General features: G+C 52.2%; 20 protein-coding genes. 12 read left to right on the forward strand and 8 right to left on the reverse strand.

All coding sequences use genetic code 11. The annotated features are described in order from the left end of the window. Window positions 1-32: 32 nt before the first annotated feature. The 4 genes from J5069_RS12950 to J5069_RS12965 all read right to left on the reverse strand — a co-directional run bounded on the left by J5069_RS12950 (window position 33) and on the right by J5069_RS12965 (window position 4,608). A complete protein-coding gene (locus J5069_RS12950; RefSeq protein ID WP_264644263.1) occupies window positions 33-1,409 on the reverse strand; it encodes an MFS transporter in 1,377 nt (458 codons plus the stop codon). Between the two features lie 3 nt (window positions 1,410-1,412). Further along, entirely contained in the window at window positions 1,413-2,375 is a 963-nt protein-coding gene (nrfD, locus tag J5069_RS12955; RefSeq protein WP_264644264.1) for a cytochrome c nitrite reductase subunit NrfD, read from the reverse strand. Beyond that, the gene (locus J5069_RS12960; RefSeq protein WP_264644265.1) at window positions 2,368-3,081 is read right to left on the reverse strand and encodes a 4Fe-4S dicluster domain-containing protein; all 714 of its coding nucleotides are present in this window, start codon (window positions 3,079-3,081) and stop codon (window positions 2,368-2,370) included. The genes nrfD and J5069_RS12960 overlap by 8 nt, the downstream gene beginning before the upstream one ends. Window positions 3,082-3,636: 555 nt before the next feature. Next, complete coding sequence (locus J5069_RS12965) at window positions 3,637-4,608, reverse strand: alpha/beta hydrolase (RefSeq protein WP_264644266.1); 972 nt, start codon at window positions 4,606-4,608, stop codon at window positions 3,637-3,639. 414 nt (window positions 4,609-5,022) lie between these two features. Here J5069_RS12965 and J5069_RS12970 point away from each other — a divergent pair, with 414 nt between their 5' ends. The 9 genes from J5069_RS12970 (at window position 5,023) to J5069_RS13010 (ending at window position 15,451) form a co-directional block, all read left to right on the forward strand. After that, window positions 5,023-5,931 carry a LysR family transcriptional regulator gene (locus J5069_RS12970; protein WP_264644267.1) on the forward strand — a complete coding sequence of 303 codons (909 nt, stop codon included), beginning with the start codon at window positions 5,023-5,025 and terminating at the stop codon, window positions 5,929-5,931. A gap of 150 nt (window positions 5,932-6,081) precedes the next feature. Next, window positions 6,082-7,296, forward strand: a complete 1,215-nt coding sequence (gene manD / locus J5069_RS12975; RefSeq protein WP_264644268.1) for a D-mannonate dehydratase ManD — start codon at window positions 6,082-6,084, stop codon at window positions 7,294-7,296. Window positions 7,297-7,331: 35 nt separating this feature from the next. Then, complete coding sequence (uxaC, locus tag J5069_RS12980) at window positions 7,332-8,738, forward strand: glucuronate isomerase (protein ID WP_264644269.1); 1,407 nt, start codon at window positions 7,332-7,334, stop codon at window positions 8,736-8,738. Between the two features lie 30 nt (window positions 8,739-8,768). Continuing rightward, a complete protein-coding gene (locus tag J5069_RS12985; protein WP_264644270.1) occupies window positions 8,769-10,313 on the forward strand; it encodes an MFS transporter in 1,545 nt (514 codons plus the stop codon). 42 nt (window positions 10,314-10,355) lie between these two features. Beyond that, entirely contained in the window at window positions 10,356-11,813 is a 1,458-nt protein-coding gene (locus J5069_RS12990) for a mannitol dehydrogenase family protein (protein WP_264644271.1), read from the forward strand. A 179-nt stretch (window positions 11,814-11,992) separates the two neighbouring features. Beyond that, window positions 11,993-13,006, forward strand: coding sequence for a Zn-dependent oxidoreductase (locus J5069_RS12995; protein WP_264644272.1), 1,014 nt, complete (start codon window positions 11,993-11,995; stop codon window positions 13,004-13,006). Window positions 13,007-13,082: 76 nt separating this feature from the next. Further along, window positions 13,083-14,096 carry a 3-dehydro-L-gulonate 2-dehydrogenase gene (gene yiaK / locus J5069_RS13000; protein WP_264644273.1) on the forward strand — a complete coding sequence of 338 codons (1,014 nt, stop codon included), beginning with the start codon at window positions 13,083-13,085 and terminating at the stop codon, window positions 14,094-14,096. 11 nt (window positions 14,097-14,107) lie between these two features. Continuing rightward, on the forward strand, window positions 14,108-14,581 hold the full coding sequence (locus tag J5069_RS13005) for a YhcH/YjgK/YiaL family protein (protein WP_264628871.1): 474 nt from the start codon (window positions 14,108-14,110) through the stop codon (window positions 14,579-14,581). A gap of 183 nt (window positions 14,582-14,764) precedes the next feature. After that, the gene (locus tag J5069_RS13010) at window positions 14,765-15,451 is read left to right on the forward strand and encodes a GntR family transcriptional regulator (protein ID WP_264626598.1); all 687 of its coding nucleotides are present in this window, start codon (window positions 14,765-14,767) and stop codon (window positions 15,449-15,451) included. A 67-nt stretch (window positions 15,452-15,518) separates the two neighbouring features. Here the strand turns inward: J5069_RS13010 and ydfZ are convergent, their stop codons facing one another. Both ydfZ and J5069_RS13020 read right to left on the reverse strand, forming a co-directional pair. Further along, window positions 15,519-15,725 (reverse strand): putative selenium delivery protein YdfZ, encoded by a 207-nt coding sequence (gene ydfZ / locus J5069_RS13015; RefSeq protein ID WP_264644274.1) that lies wholly within the window; start codon window positions 15,723-15,725, stop codon window positions 15,519-15,521. 155 nt (window positions 15,726-15,880) lie between these two features. Next, window positions 15,881-17,074: a multidrug efflux MFS transporter gene (locus J5069_RS13020; RefSeq protein ID WP_264644380.1), complete on the reverse strand. Its 1,194-nt coding sequence runs from the start codon at window positions 17,072-17,074 to the stop codon at window positions 15,881-15,883. A gap of 348 nt (window positions 17,075-17,422) precedes the next feature. On the opposite strand from J5069_RS13020, the gene azuC reads away from it, so the two are divergent. Next, window positions 17,423-17,500, forward strand: a complete 78-nt coding sequence (gene azuC, locus J5069_RS24275; RefSeq protein ID WP_350338160.1) for a stress response protein AzuC — start codon at window positions 17,423-17,425, stop codon at window positions 17,498-17,500. A 62-nt stretch (window positions 17,501-17,562) separates the two neighbouring features. Here azuC and J5069_RS13025 read toward each other — a convergent pair whose 3' ends face one another. Next, a complete protein-coding gene (locus J5069_RS13025) occupies window positions 17,563-18,642 on the reverse strand; it encodes a tartrate dehydrogenase (protein WP_264644275.1) in 1,080 nt (359 codons plus the stop codon). Window positions 18,643-18,753: 111 nt separating this feature from the next. On the opposite strand from J5069_RS13025, the gene J5069_RS13030 reads away from it, so the two are divergent. Both J5069_RS13030 and J5069_RS13035 read left to right on the forward strand, forming a co-directional pair. Continuing rightward, entirely contained in the window at window positions 18,754-19,641 is an 888-nt protein-coding gene (locus J5069_RS13030; protein WP_264644276.1) for a LysR family transcriptional regulator, read from the forward strand. Window positions 19,642-19,944: 303 nt separating this feature from the next. Further along, window positions 19,945-20,238 (forward strand): PTS lactose/cellobiose transporter subunit IIA, encoded by a 294-nt coding sequence (locus tag J5069_RS13035; RefSeq protein WP_264644277.1) that lies wholly within the window; start codon window positions 19,945-19,947, stop codon window positions 20,236-20,238. A gap of 79 nt (window positions 20,239-20,317) precedes the next feature. Here the strand turns inward: J5069_RS13035 and J5069_RS13040 are convergent, their stop codons facing one another. Then, entirely contained in the window at window positions 20,318-20,863 is a 546-nt protein-coding gene (locus tag J5069_RS13040; protein WP_264644278.1) for an NADPH-dependent FMN reductase, read from the reverse strand. Window positions 20,864-20,865: the final 2 nt, after the last annotated feature.

The following is a 20,865-nucleotide window of genomic DNA, read 5'->3' on the forward strand; positions in this document are numbered from 1 at the left end:
TTGAACGGAAAAATTATTGCGCGTGCTCTCCTTTATCTCCCATGAATAAAATGTTGACCGTCATCTTCATTAAGATGCATGAATATAAAACAGCAAATGGGTAATCCGATACCGAGTAAAATAAATAACAAGCTGAAGCTGTTTACATTAATAGCGCTCTCCATCCGGCCAAGAAAACGCAGCATGGGAAAGGTCAATGCCATGCTTACCATAATGGACAGCAACTGAGTCACCGTCATAATGTTATTGCCGTTGTTATAGGTATGGTGACTCAGGTTGCTGAAGGCCAGCGTGCTCTCTGCGGAATGCAGCGTCGAAATCAGAACGCCGAGCAGCACGGCAATAAGGCCGATGAATACCGTTGCGTTCTCCTGCACTGCGGCACCCATGGCAAAAATACACAGTGAGGTAAAGACCGTGGTGTGCAGCAGCAGCTTACGGTAGCCAATCCGTTTGATCAGCGGCTCAAAGCCCAGTTTAGACAGCAGGGCACCGCTGGAAAACAGCAGCAAAATCAGGCTGACGGTGGCGGGCTCATACGCCAATTGGGTTTGCAACATCAGCGACATCACCACCGGGATTGAAGAGAGTAACACGCGCGTGACGATACCGCTGGTCACGCCGATGGAAAACGTTTTAATGGTAAACAGGTTTTCGCGCGGTTGAGGCCGTGGGGCAAGCATATCCCGTTTGAAATAGAGGAATGCCAGGCCGAATCCAGTGAGGGCCAAGGCGGCGCTCAGCGGCAGGCTGATGATGTTTTTCGGCATCGCTGTCAGCAGAAAGGTGCCCAGGAACAGCATGCCGACCAGCAGCATCAGCTTGCAGGTATCCCCGCGAAAATGCGGAACCTGCATGTTGGCGGGAATATGGGTTCTCGCCAGCCACAGACACATCAGGCACAGGGGAATGTTAAGGACAAAAATCAGACGCCACGACAGCATATTGACCATCACACTCCCCACCACCGGGCCAATCATGGTGCCCAGTAACCCCAGCAGGGTAATGCGGTTGAGGAATAAAAGTTTCATGGTATCTGGCGTGGTCCTCAATATGATGGTTCTGATTATCGGCAGCATTAACGCGCCGCCGATACCTTGTATAAACCGAAACGCGCTCAGACTGACGATAGAGGTCGCGGTGACACACAGCAGCGAGCCGGTCATAAAAATGACGATGGCGACAAGGTAGGTGTTACGTTCACCCAGTCGCTCCGCCATCCAGCCATTGACGGGGGTGAAGGCCACCACGGTGACAACATAGGAGATAACAATCAGCTCCATATGCAGCACCGGTTGGTGAAGCTCCTCCGCAATGGCGGGCAGTGCGATATACAACATCGTCGTGTCGACGGATTGCATGAAAAAAGTGATGGATGCAATCCAGAACAGGGTCCACGACGTCTTCATGATTCAGGCTACTGTCATCTGGCCGGCGTACAGGACAAACATACGCAGCAGGAACACACCGAGCAGACTGAGACCCGCCATAAACGCCATCTGCCTGCGGCCTGGCGCCCCGTCGTGGCGCTTCAGGAGCCCGGCGACCAGCGGAACCGCAATGCCCACGCCGATAACCCCAATCCAGAACACGCCGCCCCAGAACCCGGTCAGTGCGTTGTGGGCCGACAGGGTTTTCTGACCGCCGCCCAACAGCAAGCCGACAAAGAAGGCGAACAGCAGGAAGAGCTCGGCGAACACCACCGGGTTTTCAATCCTGTGGATGAAGTGCAGCGTGCCCTGGTGTTCGCTGATAAACCGGCGATTCAGGGCACCGGCCAGCAGCGCCACCGCAATGCCTGAGGTGGTGCCCGAGGCGAGAAACAGTACCGGCAGCACCGGGTTGTTCAGCATCGGGAAGGATTTGAGCGCCGACAGCAGAAAGCCGGTATAGCAGCCCAACAGGATTGCCAGCACCAGCAGCGTGTTCTCAAACCAGCTGATACGTTTCTGGATAATGGCACTCAGGTTACGCACCAGAGAGAGCAGGCCACCGTTGTTGAACCTGCTCACCAGCGTCAGCAGTTCATCGCGGTACAGGCTGACCAGCCACAGGATGATAAACACGAAGTAGACCTGAAACAGCATCACACCGAGCGACATGATGGAGCCAGGGTTATAGAACACCATCAGATACCAGAAGGTCATCGGGCGCGTCAGGTGGAAGATCAGAATAATCAGACCGAGCATTACCGACAACGGCGCCACGACAGCCGTCGCGATAACGATGGGGTTTTTGCCGCTGTACTCGGCGGGCACATAATATTTCAGCAGCATCGTCAGGGTGATCATGCCCGCGGAAATGCCCACCAAAAGCAGATAGATGGCGATGGGCCAGTCCCATACCAGCGTGTCGAAGTGGAAAGCATTAAGCATTGTCGATTACCCCGCGTTTGCCAGGAATGCGATAGAGCTGCGGTTCGGTGCCCAGATACACTTTGGAACGATAGGTCGGGTTCGCGAGGATCATCTGAGAAATATCGCTGGCCGGATCGTTCAAATCACCAAACACCAGTGCGTGGGTCGGACAGATCTCGACGCAGGCCGGTTTTTTGCCTGCGGCCAGGTTGGTCTCGCGGCAGAAGTTGCACTTGTCGGCGGTGTTGGTTACCGGGTTGATAAAGCGCACGTGGTAAGGGCAGGCGGCGATGCAATAGCGACAGCCCACGCAGCGCTTGTCGTTGACGTCAACGATGCCGGTAAGCGCATCTTTAAAGGACGCGCCGGTCGGGCACACGGAAACGCACGGCGGGTTTTCGCAATGCTGGCAGGATTTACGGAAATATTGACGCACGGCACGACTGGTCGAGGTACGCGGAATATTCACCGAAGTCAGGATCTCGAGGCGGGTCACGCCATCGGGGACATTGTTGGTCTCTTTGCAGGCACCGATACAGGCTTTACAGCCGATACACAGTGACTCGTTGTGCAGCATGCCATAACGTACCCCTTTCGGGGCGCCGGTAGCGGGTGTCGCATTTTGCGGTGCAGCCTCATTTGCTAACGCCAATGAGGAACTGCCCGTGACAAAAATGGCACTCCCCATGTAGGCAAGAAATCGGCGGCGGGAATGATCTTCCATAACATCACCTTCAGTATTGAATGCTAGTTGATGTAGTCATGCTGATGTCGGTACCGAACAATCGTCGGGTGATTGGCTTTTGTAATGTCTGATTCATTGTGACGCAGCGTGGAAGAACTCCCCTGAGACAGTGAACAAAAACTTTTTTATATCGGTACCCAGCAGGCATCAGAAATTTTTTATCGATAAAAAATATAAGACGCACGTAAACCATGAGCTTCCTATGGGTTTTATTTGACCATACCTCATAGTGGTTAGAGTGTGCAGTAAATCACATTTGCGGGTTTGAAGATTAATATAAAAGTTATCTGGATTTATTATAAATTTCAGGAAGATAAATATAGCTTGTCATTAAATATCATGAGCGAGTGTGAATGAAAAGTAAATAATGTAATAGAGTCAATTGAGAATCATTTTTATTAGCGGCAAATAGTGTGATCGGCTTATAAATAATGATGAAAACCATGATGAACAAGTATCAGAATCTACGGGAAGATAACGCGCCTGAATATTCAGGCGCGAGAAAGAAGGAAAAAGGTTACTGTATTGTGAAAATTAGCCCTTTAAATGCTTATCCAGGAACTGGATCACAATTTTCATGATTTCTGGCTGCATCCAGTAATCACCGCCGTGCTGGGCGTTATTAACCGAGTAATAGGTAGAATCAATGCCCTTTTGTAATAATGCCTGATGCAGTATTTCCGTTTGGCGCGGTGAGACAATGGTGTCCTTGGTGCCGTGCATAATCAGGAATGGTGGGGTATTGCTGTTGATGTAATTGATGGGGTTAGCGGCGGCAGCGCGTTCCGGATAGCGTGTAATCGGGCCGCCATCGTTAAACACGGAAGTACCGTTCACCCAGATAGCCTCGGTGGCGGACGCGGAGGTGTGTTTTTGTACCACCTCATCGGGGAAGCCCTCGCCGACGCGCAGCAAATCGGAGAGCCCGTAGAAATCGATCACCGCTTGCACCTGACTGTTTTGATCCAGATTTTCCCCTTTATCAAACTGTTTGTCGCCGTTCGATGTGCCGGTAAAGGCGGCCAGATAGCCGCCAGCCGACGCGCCGAATACCGCAATATGCGCGCCATCAATGCCAAATTTTCCGGACTGTGCTCGCAGATAACGCACCGCTGATTTCACATCTTCAAGCGGCGCAGGAAACAGCACGGTCGGCGCTACACGGTATTCCATGCTGGCAACCACATAGCCAGCTTCGGCCATCGCCAGACGCTGCTGAACGTAGTTATCCTTGTTGGCGTTAATAAAACCGCCACCGGTGACAAACAGCACGGCAGGCAGGGCGTTGGGCGATTCAGGCTGCAAAATATCCATTTTCAGCGCCACGTTGGAATAGCCGCGCATTTGCACCTGAGAGAAAACCACGTTGGAGATCAATTTTACCGATGGAACACTCTTCTTAATGGACAACGTATGTAACGGCGCATCGGCAATAGCGGCAGTAGCGGGTAAGCAACCTAAGGTACAAAGCAGGCACAGCGCCATCGATTTATTGTTGGTAGACATCATCATTCCTTAGTGATTAACAAGCATTATTTCCCAACCTCGGTTACCCAGAAATAGGGCGCGCGCGAATAGCGCATCCAAAAAGAGGTTGGGCGCTATTCGCTCATCAAAGAGGCGAATACGATTTTTGCAGATGAATGCAGCCATGCGGCAATGTGTGTCTTTGCGCCACACCCTTGTGCATAACCTGAATAATGAAAAATATCTTTATGCTGCTAACATCGTTTTATTGAGATGCACGTTCCCTATGCCATTTATGCAACCTGGCATTCACATATAAATAATATATATTGTTTTGTTGTGCGGGATTCATTTAAGCACGTTCGGCAACCTGTTATTTGTGTCTCTTGTCACATTTGTTTTTTTGTGTGTTAATATAATAGTTATATCTATTAATTATAAATTAAGGCATCAATGATAAATATTAAGCGCCTGGTCTATTATCATGAGCTGATTCGCATTGGTAGTTTTACCAAAGCCGCGAAAACGTTGAATATTTCCCAGGCGTTTCTTTCGCAGGAGATAGCACGTCTGGAGCAGGAAACAGAAAGAAAACTGATAAATCGCACTACGCGCCAATTCTCTCTGACCCCCTTTGGTAAGGCATTTGCCAAAAAAATACGTGGCATAATTAGAGAATATTACGATATTGAGCAATTTATTCGTGGTTATGAAGACAGCCACGATGGCGCATTGTTAGTGGGTGTGCTTCCGATATTCAATCGTCTGCGGCATTACGAAATTTTTAGCCAGTTTCAGCGGCGCTATCCTAACATTGAGATGTCGTTTATCGATGGTGTTAGTATGGATTTGTTAGAAAAGGTGCGTAACGGCGATCTCCATTTCTCCTATTCCACGCCGTTTGCCGACTATCAGGACGATCCGCTGTTTGCCCATCAGGTGCTGTATGAAGATCAACTGGTGGCCGTGATGGCGAGCAATCATCCGTTGGCGCAGCACAAAACGCTGAGCCTTGAAACCCTGGCACAGGCACGGCTGATTGTGCCGCAGAAAGGCACCGGCGAGCATGCCATCGTTTCTGATGCCTATGCAAAACAGGGACTGAAGCCTAGCTATTTCCGCGAATGCAGCAATATCGACATCATCATGGATCTGGTGATGAATCAGAACTGTGTGGTGTTCTTGTGCACCCAGGTCGCCGGGAGCCTCGAAGGCTACGATATCACCATCACACCGCTGGAAACCCCGTTGCCACGCATTTTCGCTGTCAGCTATCTCAAGCGCAGTGCGCAAATACCCATGGTGAAACTCTTCATTGATTTTATTGAAGAAAACCGTATCGCTCTTCGTCCTGCCTGCTAACAACGCCCGGTATTGGCCGGGCAGCACTCACTGATTCTCCTTCGAACAATTTTCCTCCATCGTGTCTAAATGTGAATTGGCTCATGTTTTCATACTAGATCTACTTGTATGGTAGTCGGCATAGAAAACGTGATGTAAAAGGATATTGACGTGAAAATTGTAAGTGCTGAAGTATTTGTTACCTGTCCGGGGCGTAATTTCGTCACCCTGAAAATCACTACCGAAGACGGTGTGACCGGTATCGGTGATGCCACGCTGAACGGACGTGAGCTTCCTGTCGCTTCTTACCTCAAAGACCATGTTTGCCCGCAGCTCATCGGGCGGGATGCGCAGCAGATTGAGGATATTTGGCAGTTTTTCTACAAAGGGGCCTACTGGCGTCGCGGCCCGGTGACCATGTCAGCCATTTCGGCGGTGGACATGGCGCTGTGGGACATCAAAGGCAAGGTTGCCAACATGCCGCTGTATCAACTGCTGGGCGGCGCGTCGCGCACAGGAGTGATGGTGTACTGCCACACCACTGGGCACAGCGTTGATGAAGCGCTGGATGATTACGCCAAACACCGTGAAATGGGCTTCAAAGCGATTCGCGTGCAGTGCGGCGTGCCGGGAATGAAAACCACCTACGGCATGGCAAAAGGCAAAGGTCTGGCATATGAACCCGCCACCAAAGGGAACTGGCCAGAAGAACAATTTTGGTCAACGGAAAAATACCTGGATTTCGCACCGAAACTGTTCGAAGCGGTGCGTGACAAATACGGCTTCAACGAACACCTGCTGCATGACATGCACCACCGCCTGACGCCGATTGAAGCAGCCCGCTTTGGTAAAAGTGTCGAACCCTACCGCCTGTTCTGGATGGAAGATCCTACGCCAGCAGAAAATCAGGAATGCTTCCGCTTGATTCGTCAGCACACGGTAACACCGATTGCCGTCGGGGAAGTGTTCAACAGCATCTGGGATTGTAAACAGCTTATCGAAGAACAGCTTATCGACTACATCCGCACCACCATTACCCATGCGGGCGGTATCTCTGGCATGCGCCGCATTGCCGATTTTGCCTCGCTGTATCAGGTTCGTACCGGCTCACACGGCCCGTCCGATTTGTCACCGATCTGCATGGCCGCCGCGCTGCACTTCGATCTCTGGGTGCCGAATTTTGGCGTACAGGAATACATGGGCTACTCCGAGCAGATGCTGGAAGTGTTCCCGCACAGTTGGACGTTTGAGGATGGCTACATGCATCCGGGAGAAAAACCGGGGCTGGGCATCGAGTTTGACGAAAAACTGGCGGCGAAATATCCCTACGAGCCGGCCTACCTGCCGGTAGCGCGTTTAGAAGACGGTACGCTGTGGAACTGGTAAGTCGTCATCAACGGTGATGGTGCGGGAGAAAAGCAATGAGCTTGATTAACGACAATTTCATGATAGGCAGCCCGACTGGGATCAAACTCTATCAGCAGGTGGCACGGGATTTACCGATTATTGACTACCACTGCCATCTGGAAGCCAAAGACATTTATGAAAACCGCCGTTTCAGCAGTATCACGGAACTGTGGCTGGCAGGCGATCACTACAAATGGCGCGCGATGCGCGCCAACGGTATCCCAGAAGCAAAGATAACCGGCAATGCCTCCCCTGAAGAAAAATTTCAGGCGTGGGCAGAAACCGTTGAAGCGGCGTTTGGTAACCCGCTTTATCACTGGACGCATCTGGAACTGAAACAATACTTCGGCATTGATGAGATGCTGAGCAGCCGTAACTGGCGTGACATCATGGATGCCTGCAACCGCCAGTTGCAGGATGATGCCTTCACACCGCGAGCGTTAATGACGCGCTCTCGGGTTGAGGTTATCTGCACCACGGATTCGCCGCTGGATTCTCTGCATTATCATCAGTTGTTGAAGCAGGATGCCAGTTTCACCCCAAAAGTGTTGCCGACCTTTCGACCGGATGAGTTTTTCTCGCACGACAGACACCAGTTCTCTTCTGCCTTGGTGCGTTTGGCGGAATTAACCGGCGAAACCATTACCCGGTTCACGGATTTTGAGCGGGCGCTGGAAGCGCGGGTACAGTTTTTCCACGAGGTGGGCTGCCGTATTTCCGATCACGGACTGGGCGATTTAACCTTTACACCGTTCACTACGGTACAAGGTGATACGGTATTCCTGAAAAAAATGCAGGGTGAAGTCATCACCGCTGCGGAAGAGAGTATTTGGCAAAGCGTATTATTTATTACGCTGGCCCGGTTATATAAAAAATATGATTGGGCTATGCAAATTCATTTCGGCGCGATCCGCAATAATAACCAACGCATGTTGGAAAAAGTGGGGATAAATAGCGGGTTTGACGCTATTGCCGATCAACCCCGGTTGGCTGCCAATCTTAATGCCTTTCTCAATGCAATGGCCGAGGAGAATCATTTACCCAGGACAATCATTTATAACTTATACGCGGCCTACAATGACATTGTGGCCTCGACGATTGCCAACTTCCAGTCCGGAGAAGACGGGGTTAAATCACCGCTTCAGTTCGGGTCAGGCTGGTGGTTCAACGATACGCGCCGTGGCATGTTGAGCCAGCTTAACGCGCTGGCGGATCAAGGGCTGCTGATGAATTTTGTCGGTATGCTGACCGATTCGCGCAGCTTTGTTTCTTACCCGCGTCACGATTATTTCCGTCGGATATTATGTGGATTAATTGGACAATGGATCGATGCCGGGGAATTTCCCGCGGATGACATTATCCTGCAACGTATGGTAAGAAATATTTGTCACGATAACGCCCTACACTATTTTAAATTCTGATTATTACTCTCATTTTAATGAGGATAGAACATGTCTGCTTCTAAGAAAGTGACTATACCGGTCAGTATCGGTTATGGTTTGACGGATATTATGGGTGGCGGTGCCTTTACCGTTATCGGGGCCTGGTTACTCTTTTTCTATACCACTTTTGTGGGCTTAACGCCGGTGGAAGCTGCCTCGATTGTCGCCATTGCGCGTATTGTCGATGCCATTGTCAGTCTGTTTATGGGCAGTTTTACCGACCACTTTTATAAAAACTATTTCGGTAAGAAATTTGGTCGCCGCCGATTCTTTCTGTTGGTCGGTGCGCCGCTGATGCTGGTGTATTCGTTGCTGTGGCTCAACGGCATGAATTACTGGTTCTATCTGGCGGTGTACCTGGCGTTTGAAGTCATTGCCGCGATGGTGCTGATCCCATGGGAGACGCTGCCGTCCGAAATGACCAAAGGGTTTAACTCGCGCACCAAACTCTCTACGTGCCGTATGTTCCTCTCGGCGCTGGGGACGTTTCTTGCGACCTTTATCCCTGGCCTGCTGATCAAGCACTACGGTGAGCATGATGCTAACGCGTACCTGATTAACGGTGTGATGTTCTCGGTTATCTTTATGGTGTGTGTGTTCATCTCCTGGAAAGTGACCTGGGAACGCGAACTGACGCCGGAAATGCTGGCCGAGTTAGAAGCGGAAACGCCGCCGCGCACCCTGGGTGAAAAGCTGCGTCTGCTGGGTGGCCTGTTTAAGGATTATGCGTCGACGTTGCATGTGCGTGCCTTTAGAAAACACCTGGCAATTTATCTGTTCTCCTTCACGGCAAAAGATGTCTACAACACGGTGTTTGTGTTCTTCTGCGTCTACTGTCTGAACGTCTCCTCGGCGTTTGCCGGAAGCCTGCTCTCCATGAGTATTGTCGGGCTGCCAGTGACGTTGCTGTCCGGGTTGGCGATCATCAAATATGGCCCGTCGCGCCTGTATATCTTTTCCTACACGCTGATGATGCTGTGTCTGGCCGGGTTCTTCTACGTCTACCGTTTCCCGGTAGAAAACAAGATGGTGATGCTGGTAGCGCTGGCAGGGTTCTATCAGGTGGGTCGCTGCGTGCTGGAGTTCACGCCGTGGAACGTGTTCCCGTTCATTCCCGATATTGACGAAATGATCACCCGTCAGCGTCGTGAAGGGCTGTTCGCTGCGGTAATGACCTTCTCACGTAAAACCACCGTCGCGATTGCCACCTTTATTGTTGGCCTGTTGTTGCAGTGGGGCGGTTTTATGAAAGGCAGCCAGGCCCAACCGCAAGAAGCGATTCAAACCATTGCGGGCCTGATGTTTATCGGTACCGTCAGCCTGTTGTTGATAGCGCTGTGGCAGGCATTGACCTTCCGATTGAATAAGAGCACGCACAAGATATTTGTGGATGAAGTGGAACGCCTGAAAGCCAATGGCAGAAAACAGGATGTGACACCAGAAACACGCCGTATCGTTGAGGACTTAACCGGGCATCCTTATGACACCCTGTGGCACCAGAAGGACGCGTCATCGGTCAAAGGAACACGGACTGTCTCATCGGTAGGTGAATAATTGTAAACGGATGCGCGAGCATCAACGTTGGGAAAAACTGTTATGACAACGTCTCTCTTACAGGCAAAAGCCGCGGTGCCTGAATATGACCGCAGCAAACTGGTCGCTCGTATTGCTCATATTGGTTTCGGCGCGTTTCATCGCGCCCACCAGGCGGTGTGTGCCGACAAACTGGCCGCACAGTTCGGCAGCGATTGGGGCTATTGCGAAATCAACCTGATTGGCGGTGAGCAACAGATTAAGGATATTCGCGAGCAGGATCTGCTGTGGTCCGTATCGGAAATGGCGGACGATGGCTGGACCAGCCGTATTGTTGGCGTAGCCAAAACCGCCCTGCACGCGGAGTTGGACGGCATCGAGGCGGTGCTGGAAGCATTAAGTGCACCGGATATCGCTATCGTATCCATCACGGTGACGGAAAAAGGCTACTGCCACCATCCGGCAACCGGACAGCTTAACGCCGAGCATCCGATGATTGCGTACGATCTCCAGCATCCGGATCGGCCGCGATCTTTGCCGGGTGTCATTCTGGCTGCGATCAAACGCCGTAAAGCGCGCGGTGTACCGCCGTTTAGCGTGATGTCGTGCGACAACATGCCGGAAAATGGCCATGTGACACGCAATGTGATTACCCAACTGGCGCAGCGTCAGGACCCTGAACTGGCGCAGTGGGTCGCGCAGCACGTGACGTTCCCTTCCACCATGGTGGATCGTATCGTACCGGCGATGACGCCAGAAACGCTGGCGCAAATCACCGAACTGCTGGGCGTGAACGATCCGGCGGGCATTGCCTGCGAGCCGTTCTTTCAGTGGGTGATTGAAGACAACTTCGTCAACGGGCGTCCCGCCTGGGAAAAGGCGGGGGCGGAGCTGGTACAGGACGTGCTGCCGTACGAAGAGATGAAACTGCGCATGTTGAATGGCAGCCACTCCTTCCTGGCGTATCTCGGTTATCTGGCGGGTTATGCGCATATCAGCGACTGCATGCAGGACGAGGCACTCGTTAAAGCGGCACACCACCTGATGCTGCAAGAGCAGGCTCCCACGCTGCGCACCCAGGGTGTTAATCTGGCGGCTTACGCCGACGCGCTGTTACAGCGTTACCGCAACCGTGCGCTGAAGCACCGTACCTGGCAAATTGCCATGGACGGCTCGCAGAAGCTGCCACAGCGTATGCTGGATTCGATTCGCTGGCATCTGGCGCACGGCAGTCGTTTCGACATGCTGGCACTCGGTGTGGCCGGATGGATGCGTTATGTCGGTGGCGTGGATGAGCAGGGAAATGCCATTGATATCAGCGATCCGTTGCGTGATGTGCTGGCAGACGTGGTGCGTAACAGCGAGCAGGGAGAAGCCCGCGTTCAGGTATTGCTGGGACTTGAAGCTATCTTTGGACAAGACTTGCCGCAGCAACGTGAGTTTGTTGCGACGGTGACCCGCTACTATCAGTCTCTGCTTCAGCATGGGGTGAAACAGACGCTGCGCACGCTGGTCTGGTAATTTTCCGCCTGATAATGCAAGAAATAGAAGCGTTATTTATCTGTAAAATAACGCTTTTTTAAATCAGCCTATTCGAGTATCTCCACGTGTGACTGATGGTAAATGTGATGTTGCTCATAGGTTTTTTTTATGTTTTCTTGTATGGTAGTATGCATGTTAGCCATTAATGAGGTTGCTGAATGAAAAGTATTGTTATCGCACAACCCAACCAGTTGGATATTGAGGAACGCGCTATCCCGCAGCCCTTGCCAGGGGATGTACGGGTAAAAATCAGTTTGGCAGGGATCTGCGGTTCAGATAGCCATATCTACCACGGCCATAACCCCTTTGCTAAATACCCTCGAGTGATTGGTCATGAGTTTTTTGGCGTTATTGAGGCAGTAGGAGAGGGCGTTGAGGACGCGCGGGTGGGTGAACGTGTTTCTGTCGATCCTGTTGTCAGTTGTGGTCACTGTTATCCGTGCTCCATTGGCAAACCGAACGTGTGTACGGAGCTGGTGGTATTGGGCGTGCATCGTGACGGTGGTTTCAGTGAATACGCCGTGGTGCCAGCCCGTAACGCGCATCATATTCCTGACGATGTGAGTGATGAGTTCGCGGTCATGGTTGAGCCTTTCACGATTGCAGCAAATGTAGCGGGTCAGGTTACACCCACAGAGCAAGATTGTGCCTTGATTTATGGCGCGGGGCCGATGGGTTTGACCTCTGTTCAGGTGCTGAAAGGCGTTTATCAGGTACAAACCGTGATCGTGGTGGATCGCATTCCAGAGCGGCTTGAAATGGCACGGCAAAGTGGTGCGGATTACGTTATCGATACCACGCACCTGTCCTTACCGGATGAGCTGGCTCGTAGGGGATATCGACCCACGTTGATTATTGATGCTGCCTGCCATCCATCCATTCTGCAAGAGGCGATTACGCTCGCGTCTCCAGCCGCCCGTATTGTGTTGATGGGCTTCTCTGCGGACCCGTGCACCGTCACGCAGCAAGGGATCACCAGCAAGGAACTGAGTATTTATTCCTCGCGCCTCAATGCGCATAAATTCCCGATTGTGATCGACTGGCTGCGCGCTGGATTGATCGATCCCAGTAAGTTGATTACTCACCGCTATCCGTATCAGGAAGTGGTCAGCGCGATGGCAACGTTTGAAAACGATCGTCATAGCTGCTGTAAGGTCATTTTACGTTTTTAGCCCAAGACGGGTGTCCAGACGTGAATGGAGACCCGTACTCATACCTGCCTACTCTACTCAAAAGAATGAGGATAATATGCAAAGAATTCAATTTGATGTTATGAAAGAAACGGTTAAAAAGGCGTTCATCAATGCCGGGTTGGATCAGAAAAAAGCAGACACGTGCGCACAAATACATACCGAATCCAGCTGCGACGGTATTTACTCCCATGGATTAAACCGCGTTGCCCGTTTTGTCGACTACGTCAATAAAGGCTGGGTAGATATTCATGCTGAGCCCGAGTGTGTCAAAGCGCTGGGTGCATTGGAAATCTATGATGGTCAACAAGGTGTGGGCATAACCAATGCGCTGTTTGCTGTTGAACGCGCGACCGCGCTGGCGCGTGAAAATGGTGTTGGTATCGTGGCGCTGAAGAACACAACGCACTGGATGCGCGGCGGCACGTATGGATGGAAAGCGGCTGAACAGGGCTATGCTGCTATCTGCTGGACCAATACCGAGTCTTGTATGCCTGCATGGGATGCAAAGAACCCACGTTTGGGGAATAACCCGTTTGTTATGGCCGTGCCGCGCAAGGCGGGGGCATTGGTTCTGGATATGGCGATGTCGCAGTACGCTTACGGAAAATTGCAGGTAACACGCCTCAAAGGCGAAAAACTGCCGTTCCCGGGTGGGTTTGATAAAGACGGCAACTTAACGGATGAACCGGGCCCCATCGAAGAGTCAATGCGTATTCTGCCTACCGGTTATTGGAAAGGTTCTGGTATGGCCATTTTGCTGGATGCCATGGCGGCATTGCTCTCTGCGGGTCATCCAACCAATGAAATTGATAAAATTCAAAAGGGGAGTTGCACCGGCGCCAGCCAGATATTCATGGTGTTTGATCCCGCCCAACTCGGTGGCAGCGAATTCAGCGACCGTTTGGCTGATAGCATTGCTGACTACGTGAAGACATCCCAACCCGCGGAAGGTAAAAGCGCTGTCTATTTCCCTGGTGAAATGGAAGTAAAAATGCGCGAGCAGCAACGCGACCAAGGGATTGTTGTTGATGACGGTGTCTGGGCTGAGATTGTCGCGTTAGCGAAATAGAGGGGGAATCGATGATAGTTGGCAATATTGCTCAATTAGCGGCGTCTCGCTTAGAGTTACCGGCAGCGATCTATCAGGTGTTAGAGACGCTGAAGGGGATTGATTTTGCTCAACACCCTGACGGTGAAATGCATCAGCAAGACGTGGTGTACAAAACGTTTCAGGCAACGACGGCACCCAGTCAGGCGCGTATTGCAGAAACGCATTGTGACAACATTGACGTGCAATTCGTTATTTCTGGACAAGAGCGGTTGGAATACCGACCTGTGCTTCAGTCGTTACCCGACGATCCGCATCCTGAACAAGACAATTACTTCTATCGCAGTAAAGCGGGGACAGAAAAGGATATTGTGTTAACGCCGGGTGATTTTGTCATTTTATTCCCGTGGGATATTCATGCTCCACTTTGCCATGTAGAACATGAAGCCCCGGTGCGTAAAGTGGTGGCTAAGGTTCCTGTGCGTCTGTTGCACCCAGGTTCATGATCCCGGATTAAATCCTCTTCGAACCCTCATACGGCGGCCTACATTGCTCTGATATTCAGAGTGGTATGCCGCCGTTATCTGTTATGACGTGCTGGGAAAAATGGAGAGGAAAAGAAGGTAGGTAAGACAAAGAATTAGCATGTATTATGAAGGGTAATACTTTCGAATAGTCAAAAGCGATGTATGGAAACTTCCTTTCAGATCAACAGTAATGAGCCGGTCAATCAGCAAATCTATCGTATCCTGCGTAAGGATATCGTGGAGTGCGCGATTCCGCCGGGTAAGTTACTGTCAGAAAAAGAGATATCAACCCGTTTTTCCGTTTCGCGCCAGCCGGTGCGTGAGGCGTTTATCAAACTGGCAGAAGCGGGGCTGGTGCAGGTACTGCCGCAGCGCGGCACTTTCGTCATGAAAATTTCGGAACAACGGGTGGCTGACGCACGTTTTATCCGCCAGGCGCTGGAGTGCGCTATTGCGCGCCGGGCCGCAGAGTTCGTGACCGATGAGCAATTACTGGTGCTGGAGCACAATCTGCACCGGCAGGAATTGGCGGCACAGAATGAGCAGATTCGTGAGTTTCTCAGCCTGGATGACGATTTTCACCAACTGCTGACGCAGGTGGCACGCTGCCCGTTGGCGTGGGAAACCATCGAGTCAATTAAGGCGACCATGGACCGGGTTCGTTTTCTCAGCCTGAGTCAGGTTTCTCCACCGCTGAATTTGATCAAGCAGCACTACCTGATTTTTAACAGCCTGAAAGCGCACGATCCGGATGCGGCAGAAGCGGCAATCCGCGAACATCTGCAAGAGATGATCTATTCCATTACGCCGATAGCAGAGCAAAACCGCGACTGGTTCGATCACCCATAACGGGTCGGTGGTGAGAGAAAACGTGCATCGGGCGTGCTAACACGCCCGAAGGGAGACGAAAGCCGTGTTAGGCACGGCCCAAACGCATCAGTTCATCAGGGGAGAAGTAGTCACTGACCCCATTGAGTTCCACGCATTTGGCGTTGCGAACGTCTTCTCGTTTCAGCTTATCTGCATGAATGGCGGCAATGGTACCCACCAGACGAGAACCGTTTTGCATTACACGACAGCCCGTTTCCAGCGGGTTTCTGTATCTGTCATACGCTGTGTACATAAAAACCTCCTTCGTTGACCACAAAAAACCGCTATCGATCCTACTGCCGAACGGTGGCTGTCGCCAAGGTAAAGGGACGTTTTATGAATAATCCGTATATAAATCCTGGCGTTATTCCCTGAGGTAAATAACGCTATGGGATAACGGAGGAGCGATCACGGCTTAGCGGGGATTTGTCGGAAGCGCCAGGCGATATGCAGCGTATTAACCAACACCAGCAGTGCAGTCATGATGAACACCCAGCGAAACCCCATCATGGCGGACACGCCGGAGCCGAGCAGCGGACCTGCCACATTGCCCAGATACATAAAGGATTGGTTGTAACCAAAAATTCGTCCGGTCACCTGCTGGCTGCTGTATTTCAACAGCAGCGCCTGCGTCGCAGGCATCAGTGCGCCATCGGCAAAACCCAACAGGAAACGCAGTATTCCCAGTTGTAACGCATCATTGATGGTGGACATCAAACAAAACAGCAGTACGCAGGCTACCAGTGCGGCGATCAGCACGCGGTGCGCGCCGATTTTGTCGCCCAGACGGCCCAACCGAGGCGCTGACAGCAGGGCTGAAACGCCGGGAACCGCAGCGATCACGCCGCTGAGAAAGGCCAGATTATTGGTGTCCGGCGTCAGTTCGCGAATAAACAGCGTCAGTATCGGACTGATAGAGCCGTTAGCGAGCTGAATCATCATGGTGGTGACAAACAGGCTGACGATCAACGCCGGGTAGGGCAGGGAAGAGAACACCGCTTTGCCACTGAGGCGATTGGCTTTAGTGACCTTGGTAACCCCTTCTTTGATGGTGAACAAGGTGATCAAAAAGCACATGAACAGCAAGGTTGCGGTGATAAAGAACACCACGCGCAGCCCGACGTGGTCGGCGAGGAAGCCGCCGAGCAGCGGGCCGATAATTACGCCAGCCACTTGGCCGGTTGAAAGCGTACCCAGCGCCCAGCCGCTTTTTTCACGCGGCACTTGCGAGGCGATCAACGCCATGGCATTGGGAATATAGCCGGAGGTTAGCCCCATTAAGGTGCGCAGGATAAACAGATGCCAGACATCGCTGGCCAGGCCTTGTAGCGCCATGACAATCGCCATACCCAACGCGGCGCGCAGCAGCATCAGCTTGCGCCCTTTGCGATCTGCCAGACTGCCCCACAGCGGCGCGACGATGGCCGAGACCAGAAACGAAGAGCTGAAAATCAACCCTGACCACAAACTCAGAGCAGCGTGGTCGGTGACGCCGAGTTGTTCAATATAGAGCGGCAGGAACGGCAGAATCTGGCTCATGGCAAGGCCAGTAAAAAAGCATCCCACCCAGGCGGCGTATAAGTTGAGTTTCCAGGTTTCCATGGCGTCCTGCATGCCGTCGCAGCGCGGCAGCGTTACGGGTAAAACAGCGATATCGGCGCGATATTGGCCGCTGAACGAACTTGCCTTCACGGCAACTGCCGGGAAACTATCACGTGATGTGATTAAAAGTTCTTCATATTTTAATAAGATAACATAACGAGCGCCGAGATGAGCTACCTGCACGTGTGAATATCGCCAGTTTCTGCACGCGACGGCACGCATACAAAAATTTTTTGTGATGTGTGTCACAAAAACTTGCGTCGTGATTATGACGAGCGTACACTCTGTTAACAGAAGACAACATCACCTGCAACTTCATTATCGGTTACGTTAAAAAGGCCAAAAATCGTGCGTAAATTACTGAAAAGAATCCTGGCTGCTTATGTTCTTGCCCACAAAGATGTTCCGCCGGGCGCTATGTACTGATAGCCATCGCAAATTAAAAAAAAGCCGTGAAAACGGCTTTTTTTATGTCTAACGTTCCAGCTTCAAAGCGCATCAGCAATCGCGCGGCCTAAGGTTTCTGTATTGCCGCTGCCGCCCAAATCTCGGGTTAATGGTGCCTGTGTCGGACCTTGTGCCAGCACGGTTTCGATGGCCTGTAAAATCGCCGCACCTGCCTCTGCGTGCCCCAAATGCTCCAACATCATGGCACCGCACCAGATTTGACCAATCGGGTTGGCGAGGCCTTTACCGGCGATGTCCGGAGCGGAACCGTGCACCGGTTCAAACAGGCTGGGGAACGTGCGCTCGGGGTTGATGTTGGCGGAAGGCGCGATACCGATAGTGCCGGTGCAGGCGGGGCCAAGATCGGACAGGATATCGCCAAACAGGTTGCTGGCGACGACCACATCAAACCAGTCTGGATGCAGCACAAAATTGGCGGTGAGAATATCGATATGGAACTTGTCGACTTTCACCTCCGGGTAATTCTGCCCCATCGCGGCAACGCGCGTGTCCCAATACGGCATGGTGATGGCAATGCCGTTGGATTTGGTGGCAGACGTCAGGTGTTTGCGCGGTCGCTTCTGCGCCAGTTCATAGGCAAATTTCAGGATGCGATCGACGCCGACGCGCGTCATCACGGTTTCCTGCATCACGATTTCGCGCTCAGTGCCTTCAAACATCATGCCGCCGACGCTGGAGTATTCCCCTTCGGTATTTTCCCGCACCACGTAGAAATCAATGTCGCCGGGGTTGCGGTTGGCGAGCGGGGCTTTGACGCCGGGCATCAAGCGGCACGGACGCAAGTTGACGTACTGATCGAAATCGCGGCGGAATTTGAGCAGCGATCCCCAGAGCGACACATGATCGGGCACCACTTCCGGCCAGCCAACGGCACCAAAATAGATAGCATCGAAGCCTTTCAACAGCGCGAACCAATTGTCCGGCAGCATTTTACCGTGCTTGAGATAGTAGTCGGCGCTGGCAAAATCAAACCATTCCCACTGTAATTCAATGCCAAACTGCGCGGCAGCGCGCGTAACAACGCGAACCCCTTCCGGCATCACCTCTTTTCCAATGCCATCCCCTGGGATGACGGCAATCTTGTAGCGTGGTACAGACATAATGGCATTCCTGTTTTTATCGATTATCAGACCCAATGAGTGTATTTCTTGTCGAAATGATGAACAATAAGCCTAACGGGAAAGCTATTATTGAATTAAAGGTAATAATCGATGCGGGAAGTGAACGATCTGCTGTTTTTCAGTCGCATTGTCGCGCTGGGTAGCCTGACGGCGGTCGCCAGAGAGATGGGGCTGTCTCTTCCTGCCATCAGTAAACGCTTAAGCGCGTTGGAACATCGACTCGGCGTGCAACTGATTCAACGTACTACCCGACGGTTAGAGTTGACGCTGGAAGGACAACTCTACAGTGAAGGTGCGCTTCCCATCCTGAATGAGATCGCCGAACTGGAGAACGCGGTCAGCCGCAGCCAAATGACGTTACGCGGCAAGCTGACGGTAAACGCCTCGTTTGGCTTTGGTCGCCGTCATATTGCCCCGTTGGTGTCTGCTTTCTCCTTACTGCATCCTGAATTGGAGATACAGCTACAGCTGTCGAGCCAGCCCATCAATATGCTCGATGCCGGTATCGATATCGATATTCGCGTGGGCACCCCGCCCGATTCACGCCTGATTGCCCATAGGCTGCGCACTAACCATCGAATTCTGTGCGCTGCACCCGCCTACCTGGCCCGTGCTGGCGTGCCGCAAACGGTGGCCGAACTGGCCGGACATAACTGTCTGGTGCTGCGCCAGTACGAAAGTGATTATGCGATGTGGCGCTTTTACCGCGACGGTCAGGAGTTCAGCCATAAGGCCGAAGGCAATCTGTCGAGTAACGACGGCGAAGTGGTGATGCGTTATGCGCTGGATGGGCGAGGCCTGCTGTTGCGTTCCGCCTGGGATGTTGAACCTTATCTGGAACAGGGCGCGTTGGTGGCATTGTTGCCAGACTTCACAACTCAGGATGCGGGCATTCACGCTGTCTATCAGCAGCGGCGTCACGTTCCTGCCAGAATCACCACCTTTGTCCGCTACCTTCAGGCCGAAATGGCTGTCTAGATTGAAACGTAGTCGCGTTTTATTAAAGACGCTCAAATCTCCGATCGCTATGGTATCAATTTTAATCCCTTAGGCTTGCCAGAGGTCGCTGTGAATACGGCGATGACCTGTCTTGTGCCATTTGGGACATTTATCGATGCCTGTGCACAGGTACAATATTGTTAAAAGGAAAGGGTAAAAAACCACGCAGTCTTGTGCACAGGATCTGGCAGTACGGCAGCGCGATGGATGCGTGCTGTAAGTGCGACCAGGAGGGTGAAACAGCACGGTTTTGATTCAATGCCTAATAGGGGTGGTATTACGATGGTTAAAGCAGAAGAAGCGGCAATGGAAATCCTTGTCAATGCGGATGAGTCACGCAGCCTGTGTCTGGAGGCGTTGCAGGCGGCGCGTCACGGTCAGGTTGAACAAGCCACTGCGCTAATGACCCGCGCCGATCGGTTTGCAAGAGTGGCGCATCAGGTTCAGACCCAGTTGGTTGCACGAGAAACTGATGTGCCGATGACATCTATCATGGCGCACGCGCAAGACCACTTGATGACGTCATTGTTGGTACGGGAATTGGCGAACGAAATGCTGTATTTATACCAACGTTAGCAAAGGACAAAACGTGTCGAAGGGTGGGAATAGGCCCGTACCGTCTTCAATCAGGTCGGTACAGGCCGTGATGCGTTGATTAGCGGGTGGACTTGATTGCCGCGACCAACGTGTTCATCTGTTCGCCGATCAGTGCCGCGATTTTTTCATCCTGCAAGTTGCCCTGATCGTCAAAACCGCCTGCGAAAGCGTTAGCGAACACTTCCGGCTTGTTGAGCGGTTGCAGATTCAGGAACACGGCGCTCTGGCGCAAGTGATACTGCGCACGTGAGGTCCCCATACCGCCACCGGCACCCATCAGCGCCACCGGTTTGCCGCTCAGCGGCTGGCTGTCCGGCAGTCGTGAAAGCCAGTCGAGGATGTTCTTCAATGCCGGTGCCACCGAGTAGTTGTATTCGGTACAGGCAAAGACAAATCCGTCAGCCTGTTGCGCCTGACGCGCGATGCGCTGCACGGCAGCGGGGATCTCGGTCAGATCGGCATTGTAAAACGGCACATCCAGCAGGTCGGCGATCTCAAGGGTGGTATTGGCCGGCAGAGCGGCTTGCGCCGCGCGCAACAGCCCTTTATTCGCAGAGGCGCGGCGTAAGCTGCCCGCAATGCCCAATAGTCGTAGGGTGCTCATGG

It is taken from the genome of Candidatus Symbiopectobacterium sp. NZEC127 (assembly GCF_025962675.1).
Lineage (GTDB): Bacteria > Pseudomonadota > Gammaproteobacteria > Enterobacterales > Enterobacteriaceae > Symbiopectobacterium.